The sequence below is a fragment of the Pseudomonas sp. 5P_5.1_Bac1 genome (assembly GCF_025466015.1).
Taxonomy (GTDB): domain Bacteria; phylum Pseudomonadota; class Gammaproteobacteria; order Pseudomonadales; family Pseudomonadaceae; genus Aquipseudomonas.
Genome location: NZ_JANLNX010000007.1, coordinates 61,774 through 75,170, shown reverse-complemented (window position 1 = coordinate 75,170; position 13,397 = coordinate 61,774). Strand labels below are relative to the sequence as shown.

The following is a 13,397-nucleotide window of genomic DNA, read 5'->3' as shown; positions in this document are numbered from 1 at the left end:
TCCGTTCAATTGCCATCGCCAATGGTGGTTCCACCATCGACGATCAGATTCTGTCCACTGATGAAGGCGCCGCCGGGTGTGGCGAGCAGCAAGGCCAGTGCAGCGACCTCGTCGGCCGTGCCGACACGGCGCAGCGGGGTGAGCGCCAGACGGCGCTGGATGATGTCGGGGTTGTCGGTCATCGGGCGGGCAAAGGCGGTTTCGATCACCCCCGGACTGATGGCGTTGACCCGGATACCGGCCGGCCCCCACTCCACCGCCAGGTTGCGCGCCAACTGCGCCAGCGCCGCCTTGGTCAGCCCATACGCGCCGAGCGCCTTGTTGCCGCGCACACCGGCGATGCTTGCCATCAGCACCACGCTGCCGCCGCCGCGTTCGGCCATGCCGGGCAACAGGGCAGCACTCAGCCACAGCGCACTTTCAAGATTGACGCCGAGGGTGGTACGCCACTGCGGCTCGTCGATGCTGTGCAACGGGCCGAAGTGCGGCGCCACGCCGGCGTTGCACACCAGCACATCGACGGCGCCCGCCTGACGGGCCAGGGCCAGGACCTGTTGACGGTCAGCCAGGTCGGCAGCGAACGCGCTGGCGTCGAAGCCCTCCTCGCTCAGCTCGGCGGCAACCCGCTGGCAGTCCTCCTGGTTCTCGCTACTGATCACCAGGCGGGCGCCGGCCTGCCCGTACAAGCGGGCGATGGCCAGGCCGATGCCGCGGGTGCCGCCGGTTATCAGGGCGCGTTTGCCTGCGAGGGAAAACAGCGGATGGACGTTCATGTTCGCGCCCTCACGGCAAGGTCGGCGCAGGCACCGCCCGCGACGCGATCAAGCGCGGCAACAGCAGGCAGCTCACGGCCAGGAGCAGTTGCGCCAACCCCACCAGCGCCAGCGCGTCCGGCAGTGCCTGGTGATTGCCTCCGGTCAGCCCGAGCACCAGCAGCGGGCTGGCAAATTCGCCGGCGAACAGCGCGGCGGTGAAACCGCCGGTCGCCCGCCCACGCTGGGCGAAACTGGCCCGGGACATGATCCAGGTAATCAGCGTCGGCAACATCAGCCCGATCCCCAGGCCATTGAGAGCGACTGCGAGGGTCAGCAACGCTGGGTCACCGGCACGCGCCATCAACCATCCGCCAAGCCCGGCGGTGACGAAGGCCAGCAGCAACAAGTGTTGCCGGGCGCAGCGATGGAACAGGCGGAAACTCAGGGCGCCGAGCATCACGCCCAACTGGTTGGCGCCCATCACCATGCCGATCTGCTGCGGCGAATCGACCTGCAACAGCCCCAGCAAAAAGCCCGCCTGCACCGGCACGATGAATAGGCTGGCGCCGGCCAGCAAGCTGAACAGGTACAGCGGCAGCAAGGTGCTCCAGGGGAACCCGGAGGGTTCGGCCTCCAGCGGGATCGAGGACGTCTCGCGCTCCCACAACAGCCACGCCATCAGCGGCAAAAACAGCAGGCCGACGCCATACAAGGTGTAAGGGGTGCGCCAGTCGTCCTGTCCCAATGCGCCGCCAACGCTGATGAACACCGCCGCCGACAGCGAGGTGCAAACCATCTGCAAGGCGAACAAACGCTCGCGCCGGGCGCCCTGGTAGTAGTCGCCAATCAGTGTGGTGCAGCAAGTCATGATTCCCGCCTCCGCCAGGCCCAGGCCGGCGCGGCTGGCGACGATCGCCGGCAACGATTCCAGCCACAGCGGCAACAGGCCGAACAGGCTGTACAGCAGCATCGAACCCAGCAGCAAGGGCTTGCGCCCGAGGCGATCGGCGATCAGTCCGGCGAAGGGCGCCAACAACGCAATCACCAGCGCCGGGATGGTCAGGCTCACCGGCACCAGCACGGCGACCAGTGGATCGTTGGCAAAGTGCTCGTGCATGCGCGGCAGCACCGGCGCCAACAGCACGGCACCCAACACGGGCAGGCAACTGCCGAGCAACAGCAACAGCGATTGCGGCAGGCCCGCCTGGGCTTGATTACGCATGGGTCACCTCCTTGGTGGCGGACGCTTGCGCGGCGTCCTGCCCGGGCCGGTTGCGCACCGGCAACAGAAAGCGCGCCAACGCCGGCAGCAGCACCAGCGCGCCGACCATGTTCCAGACGAACATGAAGGCCAGCAGCACGCCCATGTCGGCCTGGAACTTGATGGGGGAAAACATCCAGGTGCCGACGCCGATGGCCAGCGTCACGCCGGTCAGCATGACGACCTTGCCGGTGGACACCAGGGCACGGTAATACGCCTCGGAAAGGCTCGCGCCCTGGCGCAGATGGCCGAGCAGGATGCTCATCACGTACAGCGCGTAATCGACCCCGATCCCTACCCCGAGGGCGATCACCGGCAGCGTGGCGACCTTGACCCCGATGCCGAGCCAGACCATCAGCGCCTCGCACAGGATGGAGGTGAGCATCAGCGGAATCACCGCGCAGACCGTGGCGCGCCAGGAACGGAAGGTCACCAGGCAGAGCAGGATCACCGCCCCGTAGACCCAGAACAGCATCTCGCGGTTGGCCTCGCGCACGACGATATTGGTGGCGGCCTCGATCCCGGCGTTGCCGGCGGCGAGGAGGAACTTCACCTCGTCGGTGTCATTGGCCGCGGCGAAGCCTTCGACATGCTCGACCAGCCGGGTCAGGGTCTCGGCCTTGTGGTCGCTGAGGTAGACGTACAGCGTCAACAGGCTGCAAGACTCGTTGTACAAGCCGCGCGGCGCGCTGGCGGTGATCATGTTGAGCATCGCCTGGTTGTTCTGCAGCTCGTACCATTTCGGGTTGCCTTCGGACAGCCCGACCAGCATCCGCCGATTGAGCAGCGCCAGCGAATTGGTAGAGTCCACGCCCGGCAGGCTGCGCAGTTGCCAATCCAGTTCATCGACCTTGCGCAGCACGTCGTACCGGGCACAGGCCCCCGCAGGGGTCTGCACCATGATCGCGAACAGGTCGCTGCTGGCGCCGTAGGCCTGGGTCATGAAGGCATCGTCACGGTTGTAGCGCGAGTCGGCGCGCAGCTCCGGCGCACCGGCATCGAGGTCACCGATGGCCAGGTGCAGGCTGACCAGAAAACCGAGCACGGCCATGACTAGGCTGACGCCAATGCACAGCTTCGCCCAAGGCTTGCGGGTGAACAGATCGAGAAAACGCCAGAACGGATGACGCGCCTTGCCGCTCTCCTCGGCCCGCTCGCTGCGCAGGCTCAACTCGGCGGCGCGTGGGCTGACGCCAACGTAAGAGAGCAGCACCGGCAGCAGAATCAGGTTGGTGAAAATCAGCACCGCCACGCCAATGCTGGCGATGATCGCCAGGTCCTGGATGACCTTGATCTGGATAATCATCAGCACGGCGAAACCCACCGCATCGCAGAGCAAGGCCGTCAGCCCGGCCAGGAACAGCCGGCGGAAGGTGAAGCGCGCCGCCACCACGCGGTGCATGCCGCGGCCGATGTCCTGCATGATGCCGTTCATTTTCTGTGCGCCGTGGCTCATGCCGATGGCGAACACCAGGAACGGCACCAGCACCGAATAGGGGTCGAGCTGGAAGCCCAGCAAGGGCAGCAGGCCCAGTTGCCAGACCACCGCCACCAGCGAACAGGCCACCACCAGCAAGGTGCTGCGCACGCAGCGGGTGTAGGCGTAGAGCACCGCGGTGGTAATCAGGATGGCCACGGCGAAGAACAGCAGGATCTGTTGCAGCCCCTCGATCAGATCGCCGACTTTCTTGGCGAAGCCGGTGATGTGGATGTCGACGCTGTCGCCCTGGAACTTCGCCCGCAAGGCTTCCAGCCGCTCGGACAGCACCGCGTAGTCCAGCGCCTGGCCGTCCGGGGTGCGGGCCAGCAACGGCACGTAAATGATGCTCGAGCGCTGGTCGAACGCCACCAGTTGGCCGATCTCGTTGGACAACTGCACATTGCGCCGCAGTTCGCCGAGGGACTTCGGGCTGCCGTCGTAGTCGTCCGGGATCACCGGACCGCCATCCAGGCCGTCCTCGGTGACCGAGACCCAGCGGGTCGCCGGGGTCCACAGCGATTTCATGTAGGCGCGATCGACGCCCGGCAGCAGGTAGATCTGCTCGCTCAGGGCCTGCAGCGTGCGCAGGTAGCCGGCGTCATAGATATCGCCCTTGGGGTTCGCCACGGCAATGCGCAAGGCGTTGCCCAGGCCCGACAGCTCCTGCTGCCGCTCCAGGTAATTGGCGATGTAGGGATGCCCGGTCGGGATCATCTTCTCGAAGCTGGCATTGAGTTCCAGGCGTGCCGACTGCCAGCCCAGCAGGACGGTGGTCAGCAGGCACAGCAGCAGGACCCAGTGGCGGTGGTTGAACAAGGCCCGCTCGACCAGCGAGCCGGAACGGGGATCGAACGCCTCCGGGCCGCTGTCGGCGGGAGGGCGGCTAGCGCAATTCATGAAGGTCACTCCGAAGCGGAAACAGCGGGCGGCGCGACGCGCGAGAGCCCGGTAAAGCCGGCGAACACCAGGCTGCCATCGGCGGCCTGGATGGCGGCCGACACCGGTTTGCGCAGCGGCTCGAAGACGGCGGCAAAGCCATCGGGCGAGCTGGCGAACAAGCCGCCCGCCTGGTTGGCCAACAGCACGCGGCCGTCGCCCAGGGTGATGGCGTCGCTGAACGACACCGGCGCCAGGGCCGGCAGGGCTTCGGCTTCTTGCGCGTCGGCCGCGAGCACGAAGGCATTGCCCTTGAGCCCGCCGATCAGCAGCGCGCCATCACCCCGCGGTGCCAGGGTGAACAGGCTGCCGCCGTAAGGGCTGGGTAATGGCTGGAAGTCTTCGCCGTCGGCGGAACGGGCCAGGTAACCCTGCTCGCCGGCCAGCACCCAGGCCTCGCCCTGGCGGGCGACGGCGTACAAGTGCAAGCCGTCCGGGTTATCGATGCGGCCCATCAGCGAATGCCAATGCTCGCCGCCGTCGGTGCTGCGCATGGCCAGGCCATAGGCGCCGACCACCAGCACGTTGGCGGCATCGCTGGCGGCGATGGCCAGGAACGGTTTGTCCGGTTGTTCCGCGGCGATGCGCTGCGCGGTCTCCAGGCGCGACTGCGCCGCCTGATCCGCCGCGCCGGGCAAGGCCCGTGTGGCTTCCTCCAGCTCCAGTCGAGCAGCATCCTTTCCGTCCAGTTGCAGGACCCAGCTTTCGCCGCCGTCGCGGGTCGCCAGCACCACCCCGGCGTGCCCCACCGCCCAACCACTGCGCGCATCGGCGAACTGCACGGCCGTCAGGCCCACCGATACCGGGACCGGCACCTGCCGCCATTGCCGGCCATTGTCATCGGACAGCAGGACCAGCCCGCGCTCCCCCACCGCCACCAGCCGCTCGCCGGCCCGCGCCAGCGCGGTGTACACCGCCCGCTGCGGGTTCGGCACCTGGCTCGCCGGGCTCTCCAGCACATCGCCCACCGTCAGCCGATGCAGCGACGCCTGGGCGAAGCATTGCGACGCCATCGGCAAGGCGAGGGCCAGCAACAGGCCGCTCAACTGAAGCACTCTGTTCATATCTACCTCGATTCCAGTCCTGGACGGGAGGACGACGGGCGCCCTCCCCTCGGCTCATCAGCGCACGCCGCGTCCGGCCATGGCGGCCGGGGAAAACTCGGCGGCCTTGTAGCGATCGACGATGGCGTATTGCTGGTCCTTGCCGGTGTAGAGGTTCTGGATAAACCAGGCCCCGGACACCAGGTCGTAGAAGCCCGAGGACAACTGGGCCACGGCGGGCAGGTCAGGCATTACCGACGGCAGCGACCAGAGGGTCTTGGCCAGTTGGCCATTGGCATCCCAACGGTCGCCGAGCATGGCCTGCCAGGTGTCCTCGTCGAGGTAGTAGCGGCCTTTCGGCAACTGGTGGCGCTTGCCCGGCGCCAGGTCGGCTTCCACCACCCAGACCCGGTGCAGTTCCCAGCGCACGTAGTCGGGGTTGAGGTGGTGCTTGGCGAACAGGTCCTCGGGTTTCGCGGCGGTCTGGATCTTGTTGGTGTTGTAGGGGATGTACATCTCCTGCTTGCCCACCAGCTTCCAGTCGAAGCGGTCCATGCGGCCCTGGAACACGCTGAGTTCATCGAACGACATGACCCCGGCGGTGGCCGGCGTCGGCGTGTCGCAACAGGCGTTGGGCAACTTGCGCACGCGGCGCTGGCCGGTCAGGTAGACGTGGGCCTGGGACTTGTCGCCGTTGATGTTGGTGCGGCCCATGATCTGCTCGCCGGCCCGCAGCGCCGGGCCGACGTTGAGCAGGCGGAACAGCCAGTAATCACCATCGAAACTGGCGGCGTTACCGTCCTGGTAGTAGTACGGCATTTCCTGGATGGCCTTGCCGTCGGTGGTCATCACCTGGGCGCCGTCGGCGGTCATCAGGTAGTGCCGGAAATCCATGGCCAGCGAAGTCCCGCGCCAGTTCAGCAGGTGGTTCCACATCGCCTCCGCGCCATTCTTCGGCAGCGGGAACGGGATGCCGCCATAAGCACCTTCCGGCACCGGCCCGGCGCTGCTGTCCACCAGCTTCGCGTCGCGGGCATTTTTCAGCGTGTTGTCATAGACCCATTGCGGTGCGGCGGCGCTGCGGCGGGTCGGGTAGACGTCGATGCGGTAGCTCTCCGGGTAGCGCTTGAACATGGCCTTGGTGCCATCGCTGAGCTTGCCGGCGTACTGGTCGAGGTTCTTCGCGGTGATGCTGTACAGCGGCTTGTCGCCGCTGAAGGGATCGCTGCGCGTGCCGCCCTGTTTGAAGGACGGATCCACCTTGGTGTAGCCGCCATCCCAGGCCGGGATACTGCCGTCAGCGTTGCCGGCGCGCTCGGCGCCCATGGGCGTCAACTGCTTGCCGAGGTCATCGGGGCTGGCGGCCTGGGCCGGTTGCAGGCTCAGGGCCGCGGCGCCGAGCACGGCGACGCAGAAGGTCTTGAGAGAAAAAGGCAAGGTCATGAACGTCCCCTCAGAATGTTGTTTTAACCGAGAAGGCCAGGTAGTCCCGGTCTTTCAGTGCTTGTTTGAAGGTGAACTGCGACAGCGAATTGAGGTTGGTGTCCTCGGGGCCGTAGTAGTGGGTGTAGGTCAGGCCGAACGTGACCCGGTCGAGGTAGGTGGCGGTGACGCCAACGTTGAAATCACCACCGCGGTCAGGGCCGAAACTGCCGACCACCGCCGACTTGCCCATGGGGAAGTAGCTGATGCCCAGCGGCACGCTCAGGTCGATGCCGGGGAACAACTGGCGATACGTCGGGGTGTAGACCAGCTTGAGGCCGACGCCATCGTCGGTGGCGCCCGGGTCCAGCGCGGCGCGGTTCTTCGTCACGCTGAGCAGGCGGTTCCAGGCGACCTCGCCCACCAGGCTGGCCTCATTGGCGATAAACGACGGGCCCAGCGAGGCGATCATGTTCAGGTTGAGGTGCGCGGTGCGGCCGACGGCATACAGCGGGTGGTCGTCGTTGTCCGCGACCATGCCCGGCGTGACGGTCTGGCCGTTGGACACCAGCGGCATGTTCCAGCGCATCGACGCCTCACCGGCGAAGCTGAATTCATCGACGCTGGTGGCGAAGCTGGCGCCCAGTGCGCGGATATCCTCCGGGTAAACCCAGTAGTACTCGCCGATCTGCCCGGTGGCGAAGTTCGGGCCGGTGGCGTTGGGTTTGAGGTACAGCTTGGGCGACTTGTCGTGGTACTGGATGGCGTAAAGGCCGTACTCGACGGTGTCGGCGGTGTAGCGCAACTGCAGGCCGCCCTGCCCCGAGCTTTTCGCTTCCTTGTCGTTGCCGTGGAAGAACGCCGCCGGGCTGTTCGGATTGCCACCGAGGAACGCCGGGAACGGTGCGCCGGTGATCAGGCGCTCGTTACCCTCGCCAATGGTGTCGCTGACCGAGAAATAACTGCCGGCCCCCGGCAGCCGGGTTTCTTCCCATTCGAACTGGTAGTAGGCGCCGAGCGAGAGCGCGTCGGTCAGTTGAAAGGTGCCGGAGAGTTGGCTGACCGGACGGGTGATTTCCTTGAACTGGGTGTTGGGCACCGACACGGCCTTGACCACGTCCACCGGGGCCATGCCGCCGGCAATGCCGTTGGCGCCGAAGAACAGGCTCTCGCCCCAGATCAGGCCGTGACGACCGAGCCGTACCGAGGCGGCGCGATCCGCCACGTCGCCGTTCCAGTACACAAATGCATCCAGCAACTCGGCATCGCCGCCGTGCAGGTGACGGGTGTCGTCGCTGAACTGGTCATAGGCCACCGAGCGCACGTTGGCCCGGGACGGATCGTTGTTGTCGTTGTCCTTCTGGTACTCGGTGTCGAACCAGCCGGCACCGCTGACGCGTGCGCCGAAATCGCGGTAACCGATGTCCAGTTCCGAGAGGATGTCGAGGCGGTTGGAAATCAGGCCTTTGTTGAAGTTGCGGTCACCGTCGTCCTGGTTCAGGGCGACCTGGCCCGTGGTGAGCTTGCTGCTCTGGTCCTGGGTGCGCCAGGCGGCGCTGTATTTGATGGTGTTGTCCCAACGCAGGCTCAGGTCGGGGTTGCCGGTCTGGATCTCGAACGCCTGGGCAGACGGAAGACCGATTACCAGCGCCGCCGCGAGCGTCAGGGTGAAGGGCGCACGCCGCGATGCGGCGATGGAGCGAATAGCCATCGAACTAACCCTCTTTTATTGTTTTTGTTGGCATTTTTTTCTCAGCCACCACCGGCCGGTAAGGCAGCCGGACCGGTACGGTCGAAATGCCGAGGTGGCGCCACCCGGCGGGATAGACCGGGCGACGGGCACAGGTTGACTTGCGCTGCCGCCTCTGACTAATCGCTTGTCGGGATGTGACCTATCGAGCAGCGCGATACCTGAAACGCGCCGTTACACGGGGCGTGAGCGACCGGATCCATCGCCAACGGGGATGCCAGGCATCGGCAATCGCGATACCTGTGCGGCGGGCCATGGCGCCGGGCATTTGCCGCTTTTCAGGGGAACCGGGGGATTGACGCAACGCGGGAGCGACGGGAAGGTATCGGCAAAACAACTACAAGAACCGCGAGCCATCACCATGCGTTTTCACCACCTGGACCTCAATCTCCTGGTCGCGCTGGATGTGCTGCTGGAAGAGCAGAACATCACCCGCACCGCCGAGCGCCTGCACATGACCCAATCGGCCACCAGCGGTGTGCTGGGCCGCCTGCGGACATTCTTCGAAGACGAATTGCTGGTGCAGGTCGGGCGCAAGATGCAGCCCACCCCCTATGCGCTGGAACTGGCGGGACCGGTGCGTGAAGTGCTGCTGACCATCCGCTCGTCCATCACGGCACGCCCGGTGTTCGACCCTGCCAGCAGCAAGCGGCATTTTCGCCTGGTGACCTCGGATTACCTGATCAGCGTGCTGTTCGCCCAGGTCATTCAGAAGATCCACCAGCAAGCGCCGCACATCACCTTCGAGATCATCAGCCCCGGCGACAACAGTGGTGAATTGCTGATGCGCGGCGAGGTGGACATGATGATCGTCCCCGAGCGCTACATCATCGACGACCATCCCGCGCAGTTGCTGTTCGAGGAAGACCATGTCTGCGTGGTGTGGCGCGACAACCCCGCCGTCGGCGATTCGCTGACGCTGGAGCAGTACCTGGAGATGGGCCACATCTCGGTGGGCTTCGGCCGCAACCGGCACCTGAGCATCGAGGACTGGATCATGAACCAGTACGGCGTCAACCGCCGGCTGGAGGTGATCAGCAACGACTTCAACACCCTGCCGCAATTGTTGGTGGGCACCCCGCGCCTGGCGACCATGCACCGTCGCCTGGCCCGGCTTTATGCGCGCTACCTGCCCCTGCGCATCCTGCCGACGCCGATGGAAATCCCGGTGATGCGCGAATTCATGCTCTGGCACCGGAGCATGGAGGGCGACCCCATGCACCGCTGGTTGCGCGAGCGCATCCGCGACTGCATCCAGCGCATCGACCAGCAGGAAGGCGACTGGCTGGCAACCGGCTGAAACCGCCCCGCCACCCCGAGCGCCGCGCCGGCGTCGGGGCGGTGTTTGCCTAGCCCGCGGTGCGAGTGCCATGGAACGAGGCGATGCGCCAACCGGCGTCCTCCCTCACCCAGACTTGCGTGGCAAACCCTTCGGCGCGCACCGGCTCGCCACCTCCGCGCTTCTGCAGCAGATTGCACTGCGGCCCGCTCATCAACGCGAGGCTGTCGCCAAACAGGCGAACCGTCAGCTCACCCCGCTCCACCGCCAGGTAACGCACCGCTTGCCGGGCATAATCCAGGTACTGCTCCTTGTCCTGCACCAGTCCGGTGGTATGGACATACACCAGCTCATCGGCAAACAGACCTTCGAGCCCGGCATGGTCTTCTTCGACCAGCGCGCGCTGGCGTTCGGCTTCCCGTCGCAGGAGGTCATCAACAACATTCATGGGCATTTTCCTTCCGAGGTGATTGGGAGGCGCATCCTCGCCTCACCACGCCCCGGGGAAAAATCGCCAATCCCCATGCCTGGCATCGCCACTCCCGATACCTGCTCGGCCCCGCTGTTTTTCCTCTCGCGCCCAGGCCCTGCGCGGCTTGCGCCAGCTATCCACGGCGTCGATGGTTCGCCATCGATAGCATCTGATAGTGCATCAAGGCAGTGGCGCCCTAGCCTCCGGGGCAAACAAGACGAGGAGATCCACAACCATGAGCGCCCTGCACCTGCACTGCTCCACCCTGTTTGACGGCACCAGCCTGGAAGTCCGCCAGCAGCAGACCCTGGTCATCGAGAACGGCGTGATCCGCCATGTCGGCCCGACAGCCCAGGCCCCACGGCCCGCGGCAGGCGACCGGGAAGTCCGTGGCGATTTCGTCATGCCGGGCCTGGTGGACGTGCATACCCACCTGGCGTTCGGCAACGCCCAGAGCGAGGAAGATATCGACATCTGGACCAGTGACGAATTTCGCGCCCTGCGCGGGTTGTTCTTCGCCCAGCACGTGCTGGCTGCCGGGGTGACGTCCATGGTCTGTCCCGGCGACAGCGGCCAACTCAGCATCGCCGTGCGCAACTCGGTCAACGCGGGGCTTTTCGCCGGGCCGCGAATCGCCGCCAGCAGCCGCGTGATCACCAACCGGCAGAGCCTCAACGACTGGTTCCCGAGCCGCGTCGGCGCACCGGAATTCTTCACCGCCGCGCTGGTCACCAGCCGTACCGACGCCATCGCGGAAATCCGCAAGCAGGCCAAGGATGGCGTGGACCTGATCAAGATCGCCATGGACGGCACCCAGCGTCGTCCCAACGGCGAAATCATCGCCGCCTTCACCGCCGACGAAACCCGCGAGATGGTCGAGGAAGCCCATCGGCTCGGTTGCCGCGTGGCCACTCACGCCTACGGTCGCGAGGCCGTGATGTACGCCGCCAAGGCGGGCGTGGACCTGGTCTTTCATGCGTTCTACATGGACGACGCCTGCATCGAGGCCTTGCTCGAAGCCGGCACCGTGCTGGCGCCGACGATGACCTTCCCGCAGAACACCGTGGATTTCTGCCAGCCCCACGACCCGGCCATCACCACCGGCTACGCCGGTTACTGCGCACGCACTCTGGAAGTCGGTACGCCGGTACTCAAGCGGGCCAAAGCCGCCGGTATCCCCTTTGCCTGCGGCAGCGACAGCGGCTTTGCAGTCACGCCTTACGGCGAGTGGCATGCCCGTGAACTGGAACTGCTGGTCCGCCGCCTGGACTTCACCCCGGCGGAAGCACTGTTTGCCGCGACCAACGTCGGCGCGCGCCTGATGCCCCGCGGTGAAACCATCGGCACCCTGGAGCCGGGCAAGCAGGCCGACCTGCTGATACTCGACGGCTCGCCGCTGGATGACATCCGCATCCTTCAGGACCGCAACCGCCTGCACGCCGTCTACAAAGCCGGCGAACCGGTGAACCTGCAACGGACCGCCTACAACCCGAAACAGGTGTCGGACTTCAACACCTTGAAGTGGACCGATCTCTACACCCGCAGCCGCGTTGCGGAACTCGGCAAATGGAGCCAATGAACATGACCCGTCTCGACGTCGAACACGCCGCGCGCCTCGCGGCAGCCACCCTTCGCCATGCCCGCAAGCTCGGCCTGCGCCCGCTCGCCGCGGCGGTGCTCGATGGCGCCGGCCACCCGCTGGCCGTGCTGCGCGATGAGGACGCCAGCTTCCTGCGTCCGCGAATCGCCACCGGCAAGGCTCGCGGTTGCCTGGGCATGGGCATGGGCGGTCGCGAACTGGCGCGCCGGGCCCAGGCGATGCCGGCGTTCTTCGATGCCATCAACAGCCTGACCGACGGCGAAGTGATCCCGGTGGCCGGCGGCATACTCCTGCGCGACGCCGAAGGCCGCTTGCTGGGCGCCCTCGGCGTCAGCGGCGACACCTCGGACAATGACGAGCGCTGTGCGCTACTGGCCATCGAAGAGGTCGGTTTGCACGGCGAAACCGGTGACCCTCAGCCCTGACGCAGCAACCCGGCCTGCTCCACCAGCACCTGGCGGAACCAGGCCAGCGTCGGGTCGCACACCTGTTGCGGGTGCCACTGCAGCGCTTGGGAGGCTGGCGGAAATTCGATAGGCGCCGGCAGCACCCGCAACGGATACCGTCGCGCCAGCGCCTCGGCCTGGCGGCGGAACAGCGTGGCAACCCGCGGGGTGTCGATCACGAAATCCGCCATCAGGGCGAAGCTCTGCACCGTCGCGACCACCCGTCGGTCGATGCCGATGTCCCTCAGGTGCTGCGTGTCCAGCGACAGGCTTTGCCCATCGGCGAACTCTCGCACCACGTGCTCGGCGGCGCGGTAACGGGCGAGGTTCAGGTCATTGCCTTCAGGCCAATGCTCCGCGCAGACAATGCAGCACAGTTCATCCTCGAGCAGCGGAGCGTGGGGATACGCGGGATTGATCCGCCGTTGCGGCACGATCACCAGATCACTGCGGCGGTACTCCAGCGCTTCGCCCACCTGGTCGCCGTCACGCGACAGCGACAGATCCCGCACCACCAGCGATACGCCGGGCGCCAGACGGCACAGTTCGCGGCTGACGGCGGGTATCAGCGTGGCCGCCACATAGTCCGACGCCACGAGGGTGAAACGCCGCTCACAGCGGGCGGGGTCGAAGTCGGCGGTGGTTTCCACGAGTTCGCCGGCCAGGTCGAGTACATCGCGCACCTTGGGTGCGAGTTGACGGGCCAGCGGGCTGAGCTGCAAGCCGCGACCGAGCGGGACAAGCAACGGGTCCTGAAAATGCTCGCGCAGCCGCCCCAGCGCGGCACTGGTTGCCGACTGGCCGAGGTTCAGGCGCTGGGCCGCTCTGCTGACGCTGCATTCTTCCAGCAGCACATTCAAAGCGACCAGCAGGTTCAGATCGAGACGACGGTAGCGCATGGGCGACTTATACCCTGCCGGGTCATCGCCCGCGTGCCAGTTTCGCGCTACCAG

General features: G+C 66.1%; 11 protein-coding genes. 3 read left to right on the top strand and 8 right to left on the bottom strand.

What is annotated here, in order from left to right; genetic code table 11:
• Positions 1-5: 5 nt before the first annotated feature.
• From NTD82_RS01415 to NTD82_RS01390, 6 genes are read right to left on the bottom strand one after another with little or no spacing between them, the layout of a single operon-like run.
• Positions 6-773 (bottom strand): SDR family NAD(P)-dependent oxidoreductase, encoded by a 768-nt coding sequence (locus NTD82_RS01415; RefSeq protein WP_262127496.1) that lies wholly within the window; start codon positions 771-773, stop codon positions 6-8.
• A 10-nt stretch (positions 774-783) separates the two neighbouring features.
• Entirely contained in the window at positions 784-1,977 is a 1,194-nt protein-coding gene (locus NTD82_RS01410; protein WP_262127495.1) for an MFS transporter, read from the bottom strand.
• Complete coding sequence (locus NTD82_RS01405) at positions 1,970-4,393, bottom strand: efflux RND transporter permease subunit (protein WP_262127494.1); 2,424 nt, start codon at positions 4,391-4,393, stop codon at positions 1,970-1,972. Before NTD82_RS01405 ends, NTD82_RS01410 begins: the two co-directional genes overlap by 8 nt.
• Positions 4,394-4,398: 5 nt before the next feature.
• The gene (locus NTD82_RS01400; protein ID WP_262127493.1) at positions 4,399-5,496 is read right to left on the bottom strand and encodes a WD40/YVTN/BNR-like repeat-containing protein; all 1,098 of its coding nucleotides are present in this window, start codon (positions 5,494-5,496) and stop codon (positions 4,399-4,401) included.
• Positions 5,497-5,553: 57 nt separating this feature from the next.
• The gene (locus tag NTD82_RS01395) at positions 5,554-6,918 is read right to left on the bottom strand and encodes a DUF1329 domain-containing protein (RefSeq protein ID WP_095156856.1); all 1,365 of its coding nucleotides are present in this window, start codon (positions 6,916-6,918) and stop codon (positions 5,554-5,556) included.
• 10 nt (positions 6,919-6,928) lie between these two features.
• Complete coding sequence (locus NTD82_RS01390) at positions 6,929-8,608, bottom strand: DUF1302 domain-containing protein (RefSeq protein WP_262127492.1); 1,680 nt, start codon at positions 8,606-8,608, stop codon at positions 6,929-6,931.
• A gap of 400 nt (positions 8,609-9,008) precedes the next feature.
• Here NTD82_RS01390 and NTD82_RS01385 point away from each other — a divergent pair, with 400 nt between their 5' ends.
• The gene (locus NTD82_RS01385; RefSeq protein ID WP_110969514.1) at positions 9,009-9,947 is read left to right on the top strand and encodes a LysR family transcriptional regulator; all 939 of its coding nucleotides are present in this window, start codon (positions 9,009-9,011) and stop codon (positions 9,945-9,947) included.
• 49 nt (positions 9,948-9,996) lie between these two features.
• Here the strand turns inward: NTD82_RS01385 and NTD82_RS01380 are convergent, their stop codons facing one another.
• On the bottom strand, positions 9,997-10,374 hold the full coding sequence (locus tag NTD82_RS01380) for a nuclear transport factor 2 family protein (RefSeq protein WP_262127491.1): 378 nt from the start codon (positions 10,372-10,374) through the stop codon (positions 9,997-9,999).
• Between the two features lie 259 nt (positions 10,375-10,633).
• Between NTD82_RS01380 and NTD82_RS01375 the strand changes: the two genes are divergently transcribed.
• Together NTD82_RS01375 and NTD82_RS01370 are read left to right on the top strand one after the other, a co-directional pair.
• A complete protein-coding gene (locus NTD82_RS01375; protein ID WP_262127490.1) occupies positions 10,634-11,977 on the top strand; it encodes a metal-dependent hydrolase family protein in 1,344 nt (447 codons plus the stop codon).
• Positions 11,978-11,979: 2 nt separating this feature from the next.
• On the top strand, positions 11,980-12,423 hold the full coding sequence (locus tag NTD82_RS01370) for a GlcG/HbpS family heme-binding protein (protein WP_095156851.1): 444 nt from the start codon (positions 11,980-11,982) through the stop codon (positions 12,421-12,423).
• On the opposite strand, the gene NTD82_RS01365 is transcribed toward NTD82_RS01370, so the two are convergent.
• On the bottom strand, positions 12,414-13,343 hold the full coding sequence (locus NTD82_RS01365) for a LysR family transcriptional regulator (protein WP_262127489.1): 930 nt from the start codon (positions 13,341-13,343) through the stop codon (positions 12,414-12,416). The genes NTD82_RS01370 and NTD82_RS01365 overlap by 10 nt on opposite strands.
• Positions 13,344-13,397: the final 54 nt, after the last annotated feature.